13 protein-coding genes and 1 pseudogene are annotated in these 22,493 nt (G+C 41.1%); 7 read left to right on the top strand and 7 right to left on the bottom strand.

Annotated features, from left to right (window positions below):
• Positions 1-94: 94 nt before the first annotated feature.
• Positions 95-2,281 carry an NHL repeat-containing protein gene (locus tag ACYRY3_RS37985; RefSeq protein ID WP_460207180.1) on the bottom strand — a complete coding sequence of 729 codons (2,187 nt, stop codon included), beginning with the start codon at positions 2,279-2,281 and terminating at the stop codon, positions 95-97.
• A gap of 853 nt (positions 2,282-3,134) precedes the next feature.
• On the opposite strand from ACYRY3_RS37985, the gene ACYRY3_RS37980 reads away from it, so the two are divergent.
• The 3 genes from ACYRY3_RS37980 (at position 3,135) to ACYRY3_RS37970 (ending at position 6,578) form a co-directional block, all read left to right on the top strand.
• Positions 3,135-4,304, top strand: coding sequence for a glycosyltransferase family 4 protein (locus ACYRY3_RS37980; RefSeq protein ID WP_460206917.1), 1,170 nt, complete (start codon positions 3,135-3,137; stop codon positions 4,302-4,304).
• Between the two features lie 176 nt (positions 4,305-4,480).
• Positions 4,481-5,347 carry a glycosyltransferase family 2 protein gene (locus ACYRY3_RS37975; protein WP_460206916.1) on the top strand — a complete coding sequence of 289 codons (867 nt, stop codon included), beginning with the start codon at positions 4,481-4,483 and terminating at the stop codon, positions 5,345-5,347.
• Between the two features lie 82 nt (positions 5,348-5,429).
• Entirely contained in the window at positions 5,430-6,578 is a 1,149-nt protein-coding gene (locus tag ACYRY3_RS37970; protein ID WP_460206915.1) for a glycosyltransferase family 4 protein, read from the top strand.
• Positions 6,579-6,734: 156 nt separating this feature from the next.
• On the opposite strand, the gene ACYRY3_RS37965 is transcribed toward ACYRY3_RS37970, so the two are convergent.
• The 6 genes and pseudogenes from ACYRY3_RS37965 to ACYRY3_RS37940 form a co-directional block, all read right to left on the bottom strand.
• Complete coding sequence (locus ACYRY3_RS37965; protein ID WP_460206914.1) at positions 6,735-7,106, bottom strand: hypothetical protein; 372 nt, start codon at positions 7,104-7,106, stop codon at positions 6,735-6,737.
• A gap of 91 nt (positions 7,107-7,197) precedes the next feature.
• Positions 7,198-7,461: a hypothetical protein gene (locus ACYRY3_RS37960; RefSeq protein WP_460206913.1), complete on the bottom strand. Its 264-nt coding sequence runs from the start codon at positions 7,459-7,461 to the stop codon at positions 7,198-7,200.
• Positions 7,462-7,711: 250 nt separating this feature from the next.
• A complete protein-coding gene (locus ACYRY3_RS37955; RefSeq protein WP_460207178.1) occupies positions 7,712-9,328 on the bottom strand; it encodes a mechanosensitive ion channel family protein in 1,617 nt (538 codons plus the stop codon).
• A gap of 437 nt (positions 9,329-9,765) precedes the next feature.
• Positions 9,766-10,170 (bottom strand): annotated as a pseudogene (locus ACYRY3_RS37950) (NAD-dependent epimerase/dehydratase family protein); the annotation flags it as partial.
• Positions 10,171-10,277: 107 nt separating this feature from the next.
• Complete coding sequence (gene devC / locus ACYRY3_RS37945; RefSeq protein ID WP_460206912.1) at positions 10,278-11,456, bottom strand: ABC transporter permease DevC; 1,179 nt, start codon at positions 11,454-11,456, stop codon at positions 10,278-10,280.
• 79 nt (positions 11,457-11,535) lie between these two features.
• Complete coding sequence (locus ACYRY3_RS37940; protein ID WP_460206910.1) at positions 11,536-12,732, bottom strand: ABC exporter membrane fusion protein; 1,197 nt, start codon at positions 12,730-12,732, stop codon at positions 11,536-11,538.
• Positions 12,733-13,947: 1,215 nt separating this feature from the next.
• Here ACYRY3_RS37940 and ACYRY3_RS37935 point away from each other — a divergent pair.
• The 4 genes from ACYRY3_RS37935 to ACYRY3_RS37920 all read left to right on the top strand — a co-directional run bounded on the left by ACYRY3_RS37935 (position 13,948) and on the right by ACYRY3_RS37920 (position 22,438).
• Positions 13,948-15,333, top strand: a complete 1,386-nt coding sequence (locus ACYRY3_RS37935; protein WP_460206908.1) for a ParB/RepB/Spo0J family partition protein — start codon at positions 13,948-13,950, stop codon at positions 15,331-15,333.
• A 124-nt stretch (positions 15,334-15,457) separates the two neighbouring features.
• Complete coding sequence (locus tag ACYRY3_RS37930; protein WP_460206907.1) at positions 15,458-15,616, top strand: hypothetical protein; 159 nt, start codon at positions 15,458-15,460, stop codon at positions 15,614-15,616.
• A gap of 495 nt (positions 15,617-16,111) precedes the next feature.
• Positions 16,112-16,384, top strand: coding sequence for a hypothetical protein (locus ACYRY3_RS37925; protein WP_460206906.1), 273 nt, complete (start codon positions 16,112-16,114; stop codon positions 16,382-16,384).
• Between the two features lie 615 nt (positions 16,385-16,999).
• Positions 17,000-22,438, top strand: a complete 5,439-nt coding sequence (locus ACYRY3_RS37920; protein WP_460206905.1) for a beta-ketoacyl synthase N-terminal-like domain-containing protein — start codon at positions 17,000-17,002, stop codon at positions 22,436-22,438.
• Positions 22,439-22,493 lie beyond the last annotated feature (55 nt).

The following is a 22,493-nucleotide window of genomic DNA, read 5'->3' as shown; positions in this document are numbered from 1 at the left end:
TTGTATTAAAAATGACAACATATACCACCAGCCTTTTGCCTTTCTGCAATAAAATAGCCTTATTTTTCTACATTTGTAGACTATGCAATTTACTTTATCCTCTCATGCGATACATAATAACTTTTGCTTTTGCGTCTTCCTCAACAAACACCAGGTATTCGCCGTTTGAACGCCGAAAAGCCCGAACTCCGTAGGGAATATCTACCCAACCACTCTCACCAGCAACCTCCGGACCGGGTTTTAATGTTCTGACAAGTGCTCCCGTCTTCGCGTTATAGACGTAGACATCTGCCTTTTTCACAGACACGGCAAACACGTAATCGCTTGCCACATCAATTGCCGCAGGAGTCAACACTTCAGGAGGTGCGCTTTTGTCAACTGGAAAAACAACCCGCCAGCGAGGTTTGCGGTTACCCTTGCTCCAATTATCAAAACGGGCAATTTCGGAACCGACCAATTTTGCATAATCACCATTAATCGCAGGGTTTTCTTTAGTGAAACCCGTTAAATACATTGTGTCTGTTTCGGGAAAATACTCAATTCTCCGCAAATCGGTAAAAAAGCTGGGAGTCTGTTGCTTTTCCATTGACTTATAGGTATAGATAAGGTTGCCCTTGTTATCTATTCCCTGTAAGGGATAATGCCGAATGCCAACTCCATCTTGTGTCCGCAATGATTTCCAGACATCACCTTTGCTATCTACCCACCATCCTCCAATATAGGGATGGTCTTTGCTAATATCATATTCGCCGCTCTCAAACGCACCGTTACCATTTCGATCTCGCCAGATCCACTCTCCCGTCTTTGGTTGATTTGGCGGCCACTTTCCTTCGATTGCCTGTTTGCCTTCGTTGGTGCCAATAAACATTCCTGACGGAATGGCAACTTCCCCATCTGTATTTTTCTGAAAACGATAAATTTGCAAAAAGCCCCCATACATATCCGTTAAGAACAAATAGGGCTTACCTTTGATGCGGCGAAAGAAAGGGGCGTCGGGTGAAGTATTCAAACGTGGATCTTGAGGATATTTAAAGGCGTTGATTGTGAAACCTTTATAAGTCCACTGCTTGCCCGAAGGTTTGCTGTAATCCATGACGAAGTGTTCGTCTTTTGTGTAGACATCCACAGCATCTGTGGCTCGATCTCCATCAGCATTATCAACAAATGACAAACCCATTAACTGCCACTGAAGTTTTCCTGATGGAGAAAATTGCCTCAACTTTGCGCCGGAACGGTTGAAACCATCAGTAGCAACGTAAATATTACCTTTCCCATCCGCACCGACTCCGGTAATACCGCTAAACTTCACATTTCCGACTTCACCGGGAACACCCGCGTAAATACCACCTTTTGTACCCAAGGTTCCCACCTGTGCTGGTTTGCTTCCGGTTATGCTGTAAATGAGCACTTGCTGGCGGGGTCCATTGTCTGCAATTAACAACCTGCCTTGATTATCAACTGCGATCGCACTGGGCTTGGCAACATCTGCAATTGCTTCTGGCAATAGCTTGCCTTGCTTGGAATAATGGGAAATTTTAGCGCGGCTACTGCCGGACGCATTTTGAATAATCCACAAATTGCCTTTACGGTCAACAGCGATGTGTCCTGGATTGGCGACAGCAAAACTGCGGAGTTCTTTCATTGTATTGGTGTCGTAAACACGAACTCGATTTGCGCCCGAATCACTGACATATAATTCCCCGCCTGCATTTGCCAGTCCCGTCACTTTGCTTTTGGTACTGACAATAACCATGCTTTTATCCCATCCACGTCCACCAGGAAATGGTGCGGTTTTTCCAGACAGGTTATAACGTCTTACACAATGCCAAGTTGTCCCCTTAGATGGATAATCTTCCCCTGGGCTGCCGCTGTTACCCTGAGACATACTCACGTATATATACTTCTTATCCGCCGTGACAGCAACTCCACCAAGCCTTTCCCATCCGTGTAAGTCATCGGCTAAACCCATGACATCACCATTTTTATAAATTCCAGCCTCTCGCCCTGATTCATCCCACGGACTATTGGTATAAACCGTGCCGTCAGGTGTAACATACATCGAACTAATTTGAATTTGAACCCACTTGCTTCCACCACCAAAAGAATTGCCTATCCAGGATGTTGTGTAGGAATTTGCAGCTGGTGTGACCCTAGGCACTAAGTGGGTCGCAATTAAAATCGCAGCAATGACTGCTGCGCTGAGACTAATTGCGAACTTCAGAAGGCTTTTCCGTTGAAAATACTTAGTTTGAGATAACTTTTTTCTATATCGATCTAACATACGCATTCTAGTTCGTTAGCTTTGGTAGATATTGCTACAAAAGCAGCAGTAGCTAAGTTTTTTCTTTAACTACCCCCTGCTCGTAAATTGTTGATTTTTGCACCTATCAAAAAAATGTTTTGATTCTCACCTACTAACTTACTTTGTTTTCAATTGATTTCATAAACTTTATCTATGGTTATTTTGTATTTTTTGTTCTTTCCCTCTTTTAAAAATTATCCAAGTAAATACCGAGAGGAAAATGTTCACAACTAATTTTTACGAAAACTTCACCAAAACAATATATTTTTTTCATTTTAATTTGTTTCACTAGATTCAAGGTATATTTTTTACCGTGAAATAATATAGCTATTTTTGCTCCTTCAATTTAGTAGTTATTATTAATTACAAGACATGAAAATCAATAAATTTTATAAAATCAGTAAGTGTTTACCATACTACTACCTGGTATTTTTTTTTAATTGTATTATATCAATACTTCAAAAGCTACCCAGGCTTTGTTGTTAGACAAGGTTTTTTAATTCAATCAGATATTAGTTTTAAGATGTCTTATACGTTAGATGGTTAACAGCGTCAAAGCTTATGTATTTTGAAATTGACTCTCTCAGATGCACGAAAAAGCATTTTTGTATAAGAAATTACAAATTATGTAGAATGACAGAAAATCAAGCTATCTGGAGATAGATGTTTTGTGATGAAATTTACCGTCAGAATGACATAAATATTTCTGATTGTGCAAGAAAGTACAGAATAGATGTACTGTCAGCATCGATAGATATGCTGAATATAGAATAAAGAAGAAAAAATTAACGACAAGTAGACACACGCACAACCAGTACTTGGAGAAAAGTAAGTGGAAGGTAAAAACAGAAATGCTACTTCAGAATCTGCGTCTATTCTCTGTGTAGGAATAGGCTGGTTTCCCAAAACCCCAGGAGGACTGGAACGCTACATTTACGATCTAACTCAGAAGTTAGCAGCAAATCACGATCGAGTTGAATTATGCGGAGTTGGTCTACCAGAAAATGAACCAAATTCGTCGGTAAAATTAACTAACTTAGCATTGCCAGACACCCCCATCTTGAAACGACTGTGGTGCATTCGCAATAACTTCAAGAAAACAAGATTCGGCAAACCAGATGCCATTAATTTACATTTTGCACTATACAGTCTTCCAATTCTGGATCTCCTGCCAAAAGACGTACCAATTACCTTTAACTTTCACGGTCCTTGGGCATTTGAAAGTAAAGAAGAAGTCAATGAGAAAAATTTGAGTATTTTTCTCAAAGCTTGGCTGGTAGAACAAAGAACGTATAACTGCTGCGATCGCTTTATTGTTCTGAGCAAAGCATTTGGCAATATTTTACATCAACAATACAAAGTTTCTTGGGATAAAATTCACATTATCCCTGGTGGAGTAGATGTTGCGCGTTTTCAACCAAACTTATCACCCATAGAAGCGCGAACTAAATTAGGTTGGCCGACTGACCGTCCCATTCTGTTCACAAGTCGCCGTTTGGTCAATAGAGTGGGGTTGGACAAATTGTTGATAGCCTTAGCTGAAATTCAGCCAAGAATTCCAGATGTTTGGCTGGCAATTGCCGGTCGCGGACCACTGCGAGAGACCCTACAACAGCAGGTAGATGAACTGGGGCTTCACGACCATGTGCGATTTTTGGGTTATGTACCTGACGAGCACTTGCCAATCGCATATCAAGCAGCCGATATCAGTGTTATGCCAAGCCAGTCCTTTGAAGGTTTTGGATTAGCTGTTGTAGAATCCTTAGCTTGCGGTACTCCCGTTGTTTGCACTCCTATTGGGGGAATGCCAGAAACTATAGAACCCTTTTCACCAGATTTGATTACTACCTCTCCAGACGCTTCAGCCATTGCGGAAAAATTAGAACAAGTTCTTCTAAGGAAGGTACCAGTTCCTTCACGAGAAGACTGCCGCCAATATGCTGTTGCTAACTTCGATTGGCGTAAAATAGCTCTAGATGTACGAAAAGTTTTGATTGCCTAATCGGGAAAACAATTGTGAACTTTAAATTTCCAAATAAAGTGGTTCCCTTAAGCTTGAGCACCAATTTTATGCCTTTAGTATAACAGCTTATTTGCTGGCAGGGGCGATAATACCACAACAAAGTCAACAAAGACTATTAACAAAACCTGAATTGTTGTAGTTACGGTACAATTACCATGAAATTAAGTGTGGTTATTCCCTGTTTTAATGCGGCAGATACAATTGCTGTGCAACTAGAAGCGCTCTTCCAGCAGAAATGGAACCAGCCTTGGGAAGTTATTGTTGCTGATAATGGTTCAACAGACGAGACTTTGGCGATCGCTAAACAATATACTCAAAAGTTACCAAATCTTTGTGTTGTCGATGCATCGTCTCTGCCGGGAGCAGCCCATGCCCGTAATGTTGGTGCTAAAGTGGCTCGGGGAGAAGCATTAGTATTTTGTGATGCTGACGATGAGGTAGCACCTGGGTGGTTAGCAGCGATGGGTGAAGCTCTTTCCAAATACGATTTTGTGGGTGGGCGACGCGAACACTGGAAATTTAACGAACCGTGGATTCTTAAGACTTACGGGTGCGAAGCAGACAATGGAGTTTTTTTTGACCACCCATATCTACCACTAGCAGCCGGTAATAACCTTGGGGTAAAGAAATGGCTTCACGATGCGATCGGTGGTTTTGATGAGACAATACTCATTCTTGATGACGTTGACTACTCTTGGAGAATACAACAGGCAGGATATAAACTGCACGAAGCGTCAAACGCCCTTGTTCATTTCCGTTTTCGTCACACTTTAGTGGGCATTGTCCGTCGGGCTTGGGATATGGGTTGTCAGGAACCATTACTGTATAAAAAACATCGACCAATTGGTATGCCTCAACTCATATCATGGAAAACTATCATCAAAACAGGGATAATGTTTCCTTTTCGATTTTTACTACTACAAATTCGTGACAAAGCCAGCTTAGCTCAGTGCATAATGGATCTGGCTTGGCGTGCAGGACAATTACAAGGTTGCATCAAATACAGGTATTTACCAGTCTAAAGTCCTCTAATTGTAGGGTGGGCAATGCCCACCAATCTCAACAAAGGTAGAGCTATTGTTCACCTAATATCTTAAAAGTCCTATGAAAATTCTCTTCCTCGACCAAAGTGGGAAACCAGGCGGAGCAGAACTATGTCTGATAGATATTGCTAAACCTTACAAAGATAACTGTTTGGTCGGATTATTCGCTGATGGTTCTTTTAAAAATTTGTTAGAACAGAATCAAATTCCAGTCGAAGTTCTCACAACTCAACAAATACAAGTCCGCAAAGAAAGCAGCTTGGCACAAGGATTGGGTAGCTTGGGTCAACTGATACCCTTAATTGCCAAAGTCGTGCAAAAAGCCGATCGATTTGAGCTAATTTATGCTAACACGCAAAAAGCATTAGTTGTCGGTGCGATCGCTAGTTTTTTCAGCCGTCGTCCGCTGGTATATCATTTACACGATATTCTTTCTCCAGAGCATTTTAGTCAAACAAACCGTCGCATTGCTGTTACCTTAGCAAATCGTTGTGCATCATTGGTGATTGCCAATTCTGAAGCCAGCAAAACTGCTTTTATAGCAGCAGGAGGCAATCCAAAAATCACAGAAGTTGTTTACAACGGCTTTGACCCTGCAAGTTTTCAAACCCAGGAATTTGATGTTAGTCGAATCAGACAACAACTGGAACTGGATGGACAATTTGTTGTCGGGCACTTCAGTCGTCTTGCCCCTTGGAAAGGGCAGCATATATTAATAGAGGCACTGGCTCAATGTCCCCAAGACATAACAGTTATTTTAGTTGGTGATGCTCTTTTTGGCGAACAAGATTATGTCCAGCAGTTACACCATCTAGTGAAAACACTGGGACTAGAAAATAGAGTCAAATTTCTAGGATTTCGTTCAGAAATTCCCCTATTGATGACGGCTTGCGATTTAGTTGCACATACCTCAACGGCTGCGGAACCTTTCGGGCGAGTCATTGTTGAGGCTATGCTTTGCGGACGACCTGTAGTTGCTGCAAAAGCTGGGGGTGCCATTGAGTTAGTAGAACACGGTACCAACGGTTTTTTGGTAACGCCAGGAGATGTCCGGGAACTCGCACAGGTCATTACCACTTGTTTTAAGGAAAAAGAGAAAACCGCGACCATCGCTAATAGTGCAAGAACTATCGCTAGCCAGCGGTTTAATGTCACAGTTATTAATCAGCAAATTGCTGAATTGCTTAATAGGTTAATGGCTAATCATTGAACGTAATTGTGTTGGTTTGAGGGGTAGCGAAACTGAATATCACCGATAATTTGTTGGCTTTGGTGACTGAATATCACGGATAATTTGTTGGGTAGAGTTCCTCAAACGCCACTTGCTTCAATGGGGGGAACCCCCACAACGCAGTGGCTCCCCAACCTACAAACCTACTAATTCACGGGATTCAAAATCTGTAAGTTGTTGAGCTATTGCCAGTCTTGTTTCCAATTTTGCTACGCTAAACTGGTTGCGTAAATATTCAATATGGGCAAGGGCATTTGCTTTATCAGCAGTTAATTGCATTAAGGTGTCTACTGCTTTTTGATACTCTTGATTAATAAGTAGCAATTCAAAGCGGCGTGCTTTGCGTTGACTATCATTTTTGAGATCCATATCAAAGGCAGCACTACGATCGGCGTTACCTTCAAATCGATTAATTTGGTGCTGCACTGCCATCAACTGAGAGTCGATTTCATTGACTCTTTGAACAGCTTGAGCGATCGCAGCTGGATAATGATTTAGTTGCGTCATGATTTAAATATGTTTTCCTCTAATAAAAATTGTAGGTAATTTGTAATTCGTGTTGTAGTCGGTAATTGCGAATAACAAATTACGCATTCTTCTATGCTGCTTCTCGTATTTGAGGCTTGTCATTTACCTCTAAAATGTTCAGACTGAGTTGTTCTGTCTGAGGAACTGTAGCTTGTTCTAACACTTGAACTTCAATGTTGACACTCACCAAATAACTACCTGTATCAGCACCAACTGCTTCAGCGACTAATTTGGCGATATCTGGACGTTTTGCTGTCAGTGGGTCACGCAAGATACAGCGATCCCATTCGTGCTTGGCAGTAGGATTGAGGCTGAGAATATAATGCTTGATCATAGGACAAACCGTTGAAACCATCTCCAAAAGGCTGTTCCGCACCCGTTTTGCACTTTATCTGGCTTGTGGACGCTATCTCTATTATAGTACAAAAGTACTAGATTGTGGGGAATAGGATTCTTGTGGGGTGGGCATCGGTGAAAGTTAAAGACGGGTATCCGTTGTCAAGCTTGCAGTATAAGCCTGTTACTTTCATCCAAATGCCTTCATACTTCTCCAGAGGAGACGCTACGCGAACAGCCTTTTTGTACTAGCTGTTTTTGCCGTTAGCATCAAGGGAGGATTTTAGCAATTGACCATCGTTGACCCAAATCGCTTGTTGAGGAACGGGAATCGTGATTCCGGCTTTATCAAAAGCAATTTTTAGGCGACGGCGATATTCGCGTGCGACATCCCATTGTTTGAGGGGCTGTGTTTTAATCCATACGCGAATGATCAAACCCCGGTCGCCAAAATTATCAACTCCTAAAACTTGAGGAGTTTCCACAATTTGATGCTGCCATTGGGTGTCTCGATCCATATCCAAGGCAACAGTTTTAATCAATTGCAATGCTTCGTCAATATCCGCATCATAGGCGACTGGGATAGTGAGATCGGCTCTTGACCAGCGACTGGAGAGATTGGCAACAATTTTGACTTCGCTATTGGGAATTGTAATGAGGCGTCCTTCTGCGTCTCGCACTTGGGTCATCCGCAAATTCAAATTTTCTACCAAGCCTCCCACATTTCCCACGTTAATCACATCACCCAAGGCGTACTGGTCTTCCAAAATGATGAGAAAGCCATTAATTGCATCTTTGATTAAGTTTTGTGAAGCAAGGGACACCGCAACACCAACCAAACCGGCACCAGCCAGTAAGGGAACAATATTTATACCCAATGACAGAAGTGACATTAAAATGCCAGCGGCGACCCAAATGATAGTCACAAGGCTTTTGGTAACACCAGAGATAGTTGAAACCCTGAGTTGGAGGCGTTCAGAGGTTTCAGGAGTGAGCAACACACTGCTACTGACAATTGCTGAAGTGAAGCGATCGATGAGACCATAGCTGAAGCGGATAGCAACATAAGTCCCCAGTATCACAACACCTAATTTCAAAGGAATTTGCAAGGCTGCGAGAATTTCTAACTGTAGCACTCGCGTGTAAGGAAACAGACCAAGTATGAAATAAGTTCCGCCTCCCCAGACCCCTGCTTGAGACAGTTGAAACAAGCGTTTCCTGGCTTCGTTCATGTGTCCGAATTGCTGGTGCTTCAGTTGGGTCGTAATAGGTCCGTCAACTGGTTGAGAAAGCTGCTGTGATAACAGCTGAGTCGAACGTTGCTGCCACCGCTTTAACCCCCAGCTTAAAATCAGCATAGTTAATGCGAAAGCAGCAGCAATTCCACCCTGACGCATTAAGAACTTGGGCTGTCGCTCTTGCTTTCCGTCTCTCAAATGGTCTTCTAGCAATTGAGAAATACGAATTGCTGCTTCCCTCGGTTCTACCTGTCGCAGGTTCGCATCTTGTTGAGTAATGGTCATCAAGTATCTGCCATTGACGCGAATGACAGGGTTTTGATTTTCTGATGTCACCTCTACCTTGAGGTCTTTTGTAGGCGATTGAAAGTAATCTTCGCTAATCAAATCCAGATTTTGCGTGATTTGATCTAAACGCTCTGAAATGTTCGTCCTTGGTGCTGCTACTTGAAACAAAGGGCGACCATCAAGAGAAATCCAGCGAGAAACAACTCTAGTGTCGGATTCACTAGGTTGAGTTGTGGGAGTGTGTACTATGGGTAGAGGTATTTGTGCTGTCGCTGGAGGGATTGCTCCAACCGCAATCATTGTAGAAAAAAAAGCGACAACCAAAAATTTAAAGCGCAGTTTCATTACACCTCCTCGTGCAGAATAAACTGTCGAGCCATGTTAGAGTAATTCCCTAACATCAAGCTGAGTAATTTTACTTGTGCTCCTCTTTAGTGTTTTAACAAATCTTTAACTTATTGCCCTTCATGAAATTTCTATCCTTGGATAGATGACCAACGAGAAACATCCTGATGTAAAAAAACTACATTGAGTCGATGGCACAGATCGACTTATTAGGATACACCACAGTATGACCTGCAAATCGGATTTCTAAATTGCAACTCTCAAAAGGCATTAATTGCAGTTGCATTTTTTCAAAATTGGAATAATCTAGTAGAGTGTGTAAGCAATTACGCAACATTTTACTTAATTGAGGACTATTTAATGACTGCAACTTCTCCCCGACTAAAGCACGCGGTTCAAGACCTCGCCCTCGCTTCCTTGGGAAGACAGCGCAGCGGACCATCTTCCGTAACCCATTCGGGATAGTTAAAGCCATAGACTAAAACACTAGAAAGATGGATAAAGGTTTTGACCCCTGCTTTCTTGGCAGCTTTTGCTATGTTCACAGTTCCATTAACATTTATCTCGCGGAATTGCTCAAGGGAACCACCTTCTTTTGAAAGTTCGGCTGTGTGTAAAACTACGTCTACTCCTTGACAAGCTGCTTCGGCTACTGCTGGGTTAGTTATGCTACCATAAGTTACCTTAGCACCCAAATTTTGTGCTTTTTTGGTTTTATCAGAAGGGTCTTGCAACCCACAAACTTTTATTCCTTGAGCTACGGCTAGTTCTGCTGTACGTAAACCGATAAATCCACTAATGCCAGTAATCAGAATAGTTTTGTTTTTGAGGTTCATAAAGCAACGAGTATGTTACGGGAATTGTGTGAAGGTTTTCATCGATCGTCAGTCATTTGTCATAAGTGAAGCGGTTGGGAAAAATAACAAATGACAAATAACATTATCTAAAATATATCTGCTGGGTCTGTAGAGCGTAGTTTGTTAATAGCTAGTGCTCCAGAAATCATACACATTACTATAGTTGATATTAAGACAAGAACTCCATTGTGCAAGCTCATTACGATTGGTAATTTAGTTGCTTCCATTGCAAATTCATACAACCACCAAGATAAAATACATCCTGGTATATAACTGAGTACTACTAAAATCAACGCTTGTTGGAAAACAACAACTAGTAAATAATTATTGGCATAACCAATGGCTTTTAAAGTTGCATATGCAATCAATTGAGTAGAAATATTACTGTAAAGAATTTGATAAACAATGACTATGCCAACAATTGAAGCCATTGACAGCATGAGATTAAGTATAAAACCAATAGGTGTTCTGTTAGCCCAATATTCTTTTTCAAAGTCAATAAATCCTTGACGAGTAAAAACCAAAACATCATTAGGTAGGTTTTTCTGTAAATCTTTCATGACTTTTTGTGCATTGACTCCCGGCTTGAGACTGATAGCACCTATATCAATCATTTCCGCTGGACGGCTGTTAGGAAAAATCTTCAAGAAAGTAGAGTCACTGACGATTAAATTGCCATCTACACCAAAGGAAGGACCCAGGCTAAATAAACCGCCAATTTTCACAGTGGAACCAGCAATTGAATTAAAGGGATAAATTTCAACTAACTGTTCGGTCTTTTCTTTTTCAAATCTTTCTGCAATATTGCCAAATTCTGCTCGAGAGTTGCGGTCAAAAAGAACAACATTAGGGATTTTTATTTTATCTAAGTTTTCTTCGATTTCTGGCAAGTCCATCACAGGCTTACCCGGCTCAAATCCAATAACATATATTGAATATTTTTGACCGGTATCTGGATTTTTAAACTTAGCAAATCCGATAGACATAGAGCTAACGTATTCTACACCATCAAACCCTAAGGTTTGGTATAAACGAGTCCGAAAAAAGCTTTGATTGGCAGTCAAAGATTTATATTGAGAACTAATGAGAAATAAATCTCCTTTAAGATGATGATGAACTTGGGTAGCACTAGAATAAAGAGCATCTTGAAACCCTAGTTGCATGAACATTAAAATGACAATAAAGGCAATACCAGCTACAGCCACTAGAGAACGAACTTTATTTCGGGCAAGTTGCAGCCATGCCAAAGGAATTTTGACAATCATACTTCCAGCATTTATGATATTTATTAGTTACCAAATAACAGCGATCGGCGAGCAATCTTGACTGATGACTTATGGCTACTCACTGAACTTTGATGGAGACATCCACTTGTAAGCCAGTTAAACCTGATACTTTTTGGCTATCTTTTGGATTGTCGATACGGATTTTCACCGTAATAACTCTCCGGTCTGTCTCTGCGGCTGGGTTGACACTTAAAATATTTTGTCTGTCAACTTGTAAACCAATATTGGTTACAGTTCCCTGTATTGTTCCAGGGAAGGTTGTGCTGGTAATGGTGGCTTTTTGACCTACCTTCACTTTATTAATATCAGTTTGATAAACTTCTGCCTCCACATACATTTGAGATATTTTTCCAATCTCAACGATTCCATCATTACTGTTCACTTCTCCCGTTTTAGCGTGAACTTCCAAAACTGTGCCATCTATCGGAGATATAAGCTTTGTTAAATCATAGTCTGCTTTTGCTTGTTGAACAGCAGTCACAGCACTTTTAACTTCGGCTTCTGCCAACCGAACATCAACCACACGTACTTCTTGAATGCTATTCAGTCTGGCTTTTGCTTCTTTGATTTGGTCGTTTAAGGTGTTGACAGTACTATTAAGGGTTGCTTTAGCTTCTTGGAGTTGTTGTTGTACTGTCTCTTCTTGCAAACGCTTGCTATCTGCTGTGGAGGCAGCAATTGCCCCTTCTTTATAAAGCTGTTGATAGCGATTATTTTCAGTTTGGGCGTTGTTTAATTGAGCCTGCAAGCGAGCAATGGTTGCTTGTTGTGACGCAATTTCTCCTTTTAATTGCGATTCTAAGCGAGTAATGGTTGCTTTTTGAGCTTCAATGTCTCCTGTTTTAGCCCCAGCTTTTATCTGTGCCAACTGAGCTTGAGAAATTTGCACTTTATCTAAAGCTTGTTGTAAAGCTGCTTTAGCACGGCTGTAACCTTCCAACCAAGCTATGACTTGTCCCGCTTGAACGCGATCGCTTTCCTGCACTAGCAATTTTTCTACTCGAACGCCACTCAAGGAACTTGGAGGAAACAACTTAGTAATTTCTCCTTGTGGCTGTAGACGACCCAATGCAGGTACTACGATTTTGGGAGGGACAACCTTTACGGGTTTTGTGGGCTGAATTGAGACCTTATCTCGCGGTGAAAAACTGTAGTAAAATACTAAGCCCGTACCTGAAGTGATAAGAAATGCTAATATGAATCTCCAGCGATATCGGGGTTTGGTGTACAACTGGCTTTCTCTGTCTGCTGCCATATTTTTATCTCAATTGTGCTGGTTTTGAGGGGAGTTTGAATGCTTATATTCAGTCAACATTCTATTTTTATCTGTTACTTTAGTTGGGACAAATAAAGTTAACTTGTAAAAGTCATCATATGTTATTTGTCCTCAGTCACTGGTAAGAGTTAAGCGCGTTTTTTACATTTCTCAATATAACTACTTTGATTTCTGTCTACTTATCGATCGCTACTCAATACTTACAAGTAACTCTTGTTCATTCCATTTCATCAATGACTGACTGATTGAACAAACTTGTTACTGTTGACTGTATAAATGGTAACTATTGCGCGAAATAGTTACCCTGTCAAAAAAATTCAAGCTCAAGCAAAACGAAGTGCTGCTAGGGAATAATTGCAAAAACTTGTTCACCATATTTCCATGAAACTTTAAATTTGTCAACAATAGTCATTATGTATGAATTCTTTCATCATTGTTTGTTACTGAGTAACAATTTTGCTTTTGAACTGCATTTTAAATGTATACCAATTTGTTTCTTTGATTAATTACTTCTTGGTATACAGCGTTTGCCATTTGTAAATTTTAATATCACTGTGTGGTTGTAGGCTGTTTCAATTTTTTCAAAGGATACCAGTCGTAATTTAGTTTCAACTAATGTAGGCTGGGCACTGTCTACTCATTAAACAACTACCTGGGTTTCTAGAATTCAATAAAACTTTTGTACTACTCCTTATTTAGTGTTAGGTTTATAGGTAATTTTTCCTCGAGAGAAAAATTTTAATGAACTACAGAAAGTAATAAGAAAAAAATTATGACAATAAATAAGCATTTTTATCGATTGTTAAAATTTTCCAACTGGGGAACTTTCTGGTAGCATCTGCATTCAATAGCTGTAAGTCAACTGATGTTAAGAGCGATAGAAAGGATGAAGCATACAGGGTAAAATGTAAAATGAAACAAATTATACAGAGACAAGCTTCCAATATTCAAAAATTGGAACTTGTAAGCTGACTGAGCAGTTTTATTCTAGTCTTTTCAAAGAATCTGTAAAGTTCATTTCACACCTTCTGCTTGAAACTTCATACTAAATCTGCTTCTTAACAAAATTGCAATCATAAGACATTTTCATCAGACTTATCACAAAATTTATGTTTTTGATAACACTGATGAAATATATTAGGTATGTCTTATTGTTGGTACTTTCATTACTAACAATACTCAAGAACATTGCTTATGCCTATAAAGTCAGTACTCATAGACAAGATTAAATATGGTTCTAACCGCCGTCCAGTAAATGACGACAAAGTAAAGGAATTGAAAGAATCAATTCAGGCTAATGGTTTGCTCAATCCTATTACAGTGGATAGCAAGCTAAACTTGATTGCTGGGCTACATCGGTTGACTGCTTGCAAGCAATTGGGGTTGGAAAAAATCGAGTGTAACATAGTTGATTATGACGATGTTGACCAAAGCCGATTGGCGGAAATTGATGAAAATTTTATCCGCAATGAATTAGAAATTTTAGAGCGAGCAGAACTATTGTTGGAACGGGAACGAATCCTAGACCGACTTGGACTGAGGGCTAAACCAGGAGATAACCAATACACTTACAAGGGACGCGAAACAGTTTCGCAAATACCCAAAACAACTACGGACTTAGCAAGAGAAATTGGATACAGCGAACGCAGTTTGCAGCATGACAAGCAAATTGCTCGCGACATTCATCCCGAAGTTAAAGAAAAAATAAAGGGTACGTCGCTTGCTAATATGAAAACAGAGCTGCTCAAGATAGCCCGGACAGCCGGTCAAGAACGTGCTTTCGCAAAACAAGCCGAACAAGCTTTAGAAGCAGCAAAATCAAAGGGAGATGAAGAAGAAGCAACAAGGCACGCAAGAAGTGCCGCCTACTGGCGACTCAGGCAGCAAGAAATACAATTGCAAGCCATGAAAAATTCTATGGCAAAGGCGAAGAGAGAAGCTAAGCTGGCTCTCAAGGAAGACAATCTTCAGGTAGAACAGTCAATGCAAAAAGCCGTCATTGCTACCAACCAGATTTCGGTTAAAGTAGGTGATGCATGGAAGTTAAGCCAGCACCTGGTCTATTGTGACATTACGGATAGCGAACAATTCGCAAGCCTCCTTCCCGACAAAGCAGCCCTTGCGATCGCCACTCTTTCACCAACTTGGAATCACGATTACCTAGTAGATAAGGCTAGGATTGTAGCTGTGTTGCGATCGGAAGGCAGCATTTATGAATTTTGCAATCAACAAAGGATGCCCTTTCAGTATGAATTCATTCTCGGCAATATATACGTAGGTCTCTTTTCTCGCGAAACGATACCAAAACCACAGGCACCGATTAACATTGATGGAGTAGAGGGTATAGTCAACTATTTGCTGCATTTGTACACCAATCCAAATAACTTTGTCATTGCCCCCTTTATAGGACAAGGTGAAATTCTAATTACTTGTGAAAGAATGGGACGTACTTGTTTTATCGGTGATGACAATCCTGACTTGGTAAGTCGTGGAATCATACGATGGCAAGCTTGGACTGGAAAACAGGCTCAGAAAACAGAGTCAAGGCGAGTAGAGCCACGAAGTTATGCACATAACTAAGTTAAGTACCTTCTTGCTACGCAATTATTGGGGCTGTTCTTGGTTAGTGGTTAGTAGTTAGTAGTTGTTAGGTTTCTACCTCCAGCATTCATACAATGGTTTACACTTAAACGCACAACAATTTATGGAATGGGCATTTTGCTCCTTCTTGTCTTTTACACTAGTCCCTCTCAGTAAGACAGCTTGCAGCTACACATATAAAGTTCGTCCTCCAGTGGCTGGGCACTGCCCACCACTGTCTCGCGATCGCGCCGCTATGTTACGCTACGATTTTCTTCTTTGATATGTAGCTGTGCATGATATCGTATCATCTAAATTCAAATTGATTTTCTCGAACTTCTGTATGTTATATCAATGGTAATTAAATTAACAATTTTTATTCTATCTAAAATAAAATTTATTTGAGAACTGTAGTTAATCGCATAATTTTACTTCCAATAATCGTAATCTCCTATACTTTCCTTAATTTAGTAAAAGTTCATATCTGCACAAAATTCACTTTTTTCTAAAAACATATAAAAAAAACTATTCAATCCTAGCTAGTTGTGCTAGTGTTTTTATTAATTATCGCGTTTCTCAGCAATAAGGCATATTATTTAGTTTATTGATAGTGCAGAACTAAAAATAGCTTAGTTGCTAGCACTTATTCAGGCTTCAATTAGTGTTTTAAGTTTTTAATTTTTATGGATAAAGAGGAGTGTTCTTTGTGTAACGGATTTGTCAAACATACTTTGGTCAAAATCCATAGAATATATTGTCTTGAACGTCAAAACTATCTATGGCATTTCTCAAGATACAGAACGTTGTCATTAACACTAACTATGTTGCAGCAGTTAAGTTAAATCATCACACTAACACTGGAGAAAAAAGTGTTTTTGTTCTAATAACTACTCCTAAGTTTTCATTATTCAGTGCGGAAACAGTTTCTCAAAATCCTCAGGATTTGGATTATTCTGAATGGATTGAATTTACTGGACAAGCAGCTATTGCTCTGCAAGACTATTTTACGAGTTTCAACAATGTTATTGACCTACTCCCAAGTTACCAATAATCGAAATTTGCATAGCATTTTTAACCGAAGAGGTCAGGGGTGAATCCCTAGGGTAAAGCTTTGCCCGTTATAGGATGTCTTTTCCCTGACCTCCACTCCCCGGTTCAAGCACCCCTTTCATAGAAATGGTAGTGTGTGTCATTGCCAACATTTTCTTTGAAACGAACGCTAGGCATATTCGTTAACCAAAGTGGTATCGGTCATTTCAAAGCTGAAGTATAAAGCATGAAGTATGAAATAAACTTAGTTTTTTCTTCACACTTCATCCTTTATTTTTGAGACTGTATCTTGTTTTCGTTTTACCTTTTGCAGATAGGATAACTGCTGAAAGATCGAATGAGTTATCAGCAAACAGTAAATATAGCGATTTGCGATTCAATGAAGTACGTCTGTCAGGGTGCAAAGCAACCCCTACATCAGGTGTACTTTATGCCAATGGTAAACCGCTATAGTTAGCGTTTCATCTAAAAAGAAAATTTTTCTGCACATTTCTTAACTTCAGTTATGGGTATTACTGAATTGTGATAACTGATAACTGTTAACTGTTAACTATTCATTGGTAGACAGATTACCGCAGCTAAATGACCCACGCTACTAACCATTACGACCTTTCCTATGTCTGCTCATTCAATTGATACTGCCTTGGCGGAGTTGGAAGCCCAAATAAACAATTTTGAAAAGGTTGTCTACAAGTCTATTGAGGAGAAAAAAAAGATGACTGATAAACCTATGTCAACTCACAAAATTAACAGAAAATTACAAGATAGCCCTATAGCCATTATTGGTATGGCTTCCCTCTTTGCTCAAGCCAGGAATTTGCAGCAATACTGGCAAAATATTCTGAATAAGCTTGATTGTATCACGGATGTTCCATCAACACATTGGAATATCGAAGAGTACTATGACCCCAACCCCAGAACACCTGAGGAAAAAACCTACTGTAAGCGAGGTGGGTTTATTCCTTATGTTGATTTTGACCCAATGGAATTCGGAATACCTCCCAGCATTTTAGAAGTGACAGACGTTGCACAACTCTTAAGTTTGGTTGTTGCAAAAGAAGCGATGGAAGATGCAGGCTACGGTGCTTCCCGCGAGTTTAATCGCGACACTATCGGAGTTATTTTAGGTGTAGCAGGAAGCCAGTTGGGATTGCCACTTGCTGCACGCTTAGAGTACCCCGTTTGGGAAAAGGTTCTTAAAAGTAGTGGTTTATCCGATGAGGATACCCAAAAAATTATCAAGAAAATTAAAAGCGCCTACGTCAACTGGGATGAAAATGCTTTCCCTGGAATGCTATCTAATGTAGTTGCAGGAAGAATTGCCAATCGCTTGAACTTAGGCGGTATTAATTGCGTTGTTGATGCTGCTTGTGCAAGTTCATTCGCTGCTTTAAAAATGGCGATTAGCGAACTTATAGAACATCGCTGTGACATGATGCTTACTGGTGGCGTTGACACAGACAACACCATCATGGCGTATATGTGTTTCAGCAAAACACCCGCGGTTTCACCCAGTGACAATGTCAAACCCTTCGATGCCAAATCAGATGGCATGATGTTGGGTGAAGGTATTGGCATGGTTCTGCTCAAGCGTCTGGATGATGCAATACGAGACAACGACAAAATTTATGCCGTTATCAAAGGAATTGGAACTTCTAGCGATGGACGATACAAGAGTATTTACGCACCCCGACAAGAAGGGCAAGTAAAAGCCTTACAACGGGCTTATGAAGATGCAGGTTTTGCACCTGAGACGGTGACCCTGATTGAAGCCCACGGTACGGGAACTTTGGCTGGAGACCCCACTGAGTTTGCATCTATAAACGAGTTCTTTGGGAAAAATAATGCCAAAAAGCAGTATATTGCTCTTGGTTCTGTTAAGTCTCAAATCGGACATACGAAGGCGGCGGCTGGCGCAGCGAGTCTTATTAAAACTGCCTTGGCACTTCATCACAAGATATTACCCCCTACAATCAATATCACTCAACCGAACCCCAAACTCAATATTAAAAGCTCGCCGTTCTATTTGAATACAGAAACTAGACCTTGGATTCGTGCAGAAGGAGAGGTACCAAGGCGTGCGGGTATCAGTTCTTTTGGCTTTGGCGGTACAAATTATCATGTTGTATTGGAAGAATACGAAGCTCAAAATGACAGGGTATATCGCGTACACAGTACACCTAGTGAAGTTTTATTGTTTGCACAAACCCCCGCACAGTTATTAGCTATTTGTGAAGAGATGTTAATTAGTCTCCAATCTGAAGATGGAGCTAAAAATTACGTAGAACTCGTAGAGGTGTCTAAATCTAAAGAGATTCCTCTGAATGCAGCGCGGATTGGCTTTGTTGCAGAGTCTCGTATTGAAGCTTGTAAATTCTTGCAAATCAGTATTGATTTACTCAAAAACAAGTCTTCCGAACCATCATGGGAACACCCTCAAGGTATTTTTTACCGCCAAACAGGTATAGAACTTGCAGGAAAAGTTGTTGCTTTATTTTCCGGGCAGGGTTCTCAGTACTTAAATATGGGTCGGGAAGTTGTGATGAATTTCCCTGTGATGCAGCGTCTTTTTGGCTATATAGATAGCCTTTTACTGAAAGATAATTTGCAGCCGTTGTCGGATATAGTTTTTCCTCATCCCGTCTTTGAAGAAGCAGAAAAGAATATTCAAGTTGCTGCATTGCAACGTACAGAATATGCCCAACCAGCCATTGGGATGCTTAGCGCAGGGCTTTACAAAATATTGCAACAAGCGGGTTTCAAAGCAGATTTTACGGCAGGGCATAGCTTTGGAGAACTCACAGCTTTGTGGGCTGCGGGAGTATTAAGCGAAGAAGATTACTGCTTCCTTGTCAAAGCTAGGGGACAGGCAATGGCAGCACCTCAAGATCCTGATTATGATGCAGGAACTATGCTGGCTGTGAAGGAAGAAGTTGGCAAAATAGAACCCTTTCTCAAACAGTATCCCAGGGTATCAATTGCTAATCTCAACTCCCCCCGCCAAGTCGTTTTGGCAGGTCCAGTTACAGAAATAACGAAAGTACGGCAGGCTTTACACGAACAAGGAATTGCTGCTGTCTCTTTGCCCGTGTCTGCTGCTTTCCACACACCGTTGATTGCTTTTGCTCAAAAAGCTTTTGCGAGTGCGGTTAAATCTATCAACTTTCAAAACCCCAAAATACCCGTTTACACTAACGTCACCGCAAAGCAGTATCCTCAAGAACCACAGGCTATTCAAAAAATCCTCGAAAATCACCTTAGCAACCCAGTGCTGTTTAAGCAGGAAATCGAACATATTTATGCAGCAGGGGGCTACTGTTTTGTAGAATTTGGTCCGAGGAAAATTCTCACAGGTTTAGTGCAAGAAATTTTGGGCGATCGCCCTCATATCACCATAGCATTAAACCCCACCGGTCAAAAGAATAGCGATCGCTCCTTGCGGGAAGGTGCTGTACAGTTACGGGTTGCTGGGTTGTCATTAAAGAACCTTGACCCCTACCAATTGCCACAAACCATACCCACAACCAAGAAAACTAAGGGTTTGGCAGTACGGTTAAATGGCATTAACTACGTGTCAGAAAAAACAAAAATGGCATTTCAACAAGCTTTGCAAGATGGGCATAAAGTTACCTTAAAAGCAAGCACAGAATCCGTTCCAGACAATGCCAAGCCACTACCACCCAACGAAATCGCACTTAAAGAAACTAACGGAAACCGACACAACAAAAAACCTCTACTCTTCGTTGAAGACAAAGATATCGGGGGAGAAGTGGACAAGGGAGACAAGGTAGACAAGGCAGACAAAGTAGAAATTGCTTCCTCATCCACCCCCACTCCCCCTCTCCCTCCCTCACTCCCTCTGTCCCCCACTCCCTCCCCTCAACCAGTTTTAGAGTTAAAAATGCAAACAAATTCAGATAAACTCGTGAATTACCAACAAGTTTTAGCAAGCTTAGAGTATGTCCTGACACAATTTCAGCAAAATCAAAGCGAGAGTTTACAAGTTCACGGGCACTATCTTAACCATCAAATGGAATATGCCAAAACCTTTTTCCAACTGATGCAACAGCAGAATGTTCTATTTGCTAATAGCCCGTCTTCAATGGAAGCTGCAAAGCTCAAGCCAGTGGTGATAGAAAGCTTAGAGCGAAGCATGATGCAGTTCCACGATCAACAAAGCGAAACTCTACGCATTCACGAACAATACCTCAATTCACAAACAGAACTGACTAAAAGCTTTTTCCAACTCCTACAGCAAGAGTACTCACAGATTGTCGGTAAGAAGTTAGCAATTACTCAACCTGTCGTTTCCTCTGAGGTGACTGCCTCTGTACGTAACGAAATGACAGCTCCGCTTCCCCTACAAACCGCAGCCAAACAAGAAAACCCAACTCCACCTACTACTACTACCCAAACATTCAAGACCGAACCACAGCCTACTGTCAAAATGGATGCAAAATTGCATCCCGTTCTAGAAACACTGACACCAGAGAAAGTTGTAGTGGCAACAGATACTGTAGCAGATGTAACAGATAACCTATCTGCCAGCCTGACCACTCAACCATCTGTTGCAGCCGTTACCCCATCCGTTGCTCAACCAGCACCTCTACCAACTGCTGCAACAACTTCCAGCGCGACTGTAAACTTGGCTGACCTGGGCAAAAACCTCTTGGCGATCGCGAGTGAAAAAACGGGCTACCCCGTAGAAATGCTCGATATGGGTATGGATATGGAGGCAGACCTCGGGATTGACTCCATCAAACGTGTAGAAATCTTGGGAGGATTGCAAGAACTCTACCCCGACTTACCCCAGCCAAATCTAGAAGAACTGGCAGAAAAACGTACCATCGGTGAAATTGTAGAGTATTTGCAATCCAATGCCTCTCAATCTTCTGGTTCTGCAACAACCGTCATGAACGCGTATGTAACAGACGCAGTTACCGATGAAGTAACAAACACAACAGATATTTCATCTGTGGAAGTTACAAACAACTTCTTTGCTATAGAACCCGTTACCACCGATACCCCATCTGTTGCCTCAGACTTGGGTCAAACCTTGTTAGCAATCACGAGCGAAAAAACGGGCTACCCCATAGAAATGCTCGATATGGACATGGATATGGAAGCAGACTTAGGGATTGACTCCATCAAGCGTGTGGAAATTTTGGGGGCGATGCAGGAAATGTACCCCAATTTACCCAAGCCCAACGTGGAAGAACTGGGAGAACTACGCACCATAGGTCAAATTGTGGCATATTTGCAAACCTTGGTGGGTGAGGAAAAAAAAAAGTCTCTGAACCCGTCTTCCAACCAACCGCCTAGTCTAAACAAAAGTCCCCTACGGCGTCAGGTTAAACTCAGAACATTACCTCAACCGGATTTTTTGGAGTTCACAATGCCAGAGGGGCACATCTGTTTACTAACTGATGATGGCACCCTCACCACTTCCAAATTAGCCCAATCCCTTATGGAGTATGGCTGGAAAGTAGTTGTTCTGAGTTTTCCTTTATCACTCGTTCCACAACAAATGCCTTTACCCGCAGACGCGCACCGAGTTCAATTAGTAGATTTGAGTGAGGAGCATCTGCAACAGCAGTTAGCAAGCATTACTACCAACTATGGGCGTATTGGCACCTTTATCCATCTCAATCCCGTCTTTGACGCGCTGTATAACGGTAAAATTCCTTACCTTCAAGAAGAAAAGGCGATTGTCAAGCTCATCTTTCTGATGGCAAAACACCTCAAAAAATCCCTTAATGATGCAGCCCAATACGGACGTAGTAGTTTTATAACTGTTGCTCGCTTGAATGGAGCCTTTGGTTTGGTAGAAAATATTAATTTTGGTCCCATCAGTGGCGGTTTGTTTGGATTAACTAAAACTTTGAATTGGGAATGGCAAAAGGTATTTTGTCGGGGGATCGATCTCAGCCCTCATATTGACGCTGAAGAGTCAGTAGATCGCATTATTGCTGAACTACACGACCCAAATCTTTACATTACCGAAGTTGCATACGGTTGTCAGGGACGAGTCACCCTAATTAGTACTCCCGAATAAGAAGGAAAGGGAAGGGGACAAGGTAGTATTTACTTCCTTATCTCCCCTCCTGTCC

The organism is Scytonema sp. NUACC21 (assembly GCF_054684315.1).
This window is presented reverse-complemented; position numbering and strand designations above follow the sequence as displayed.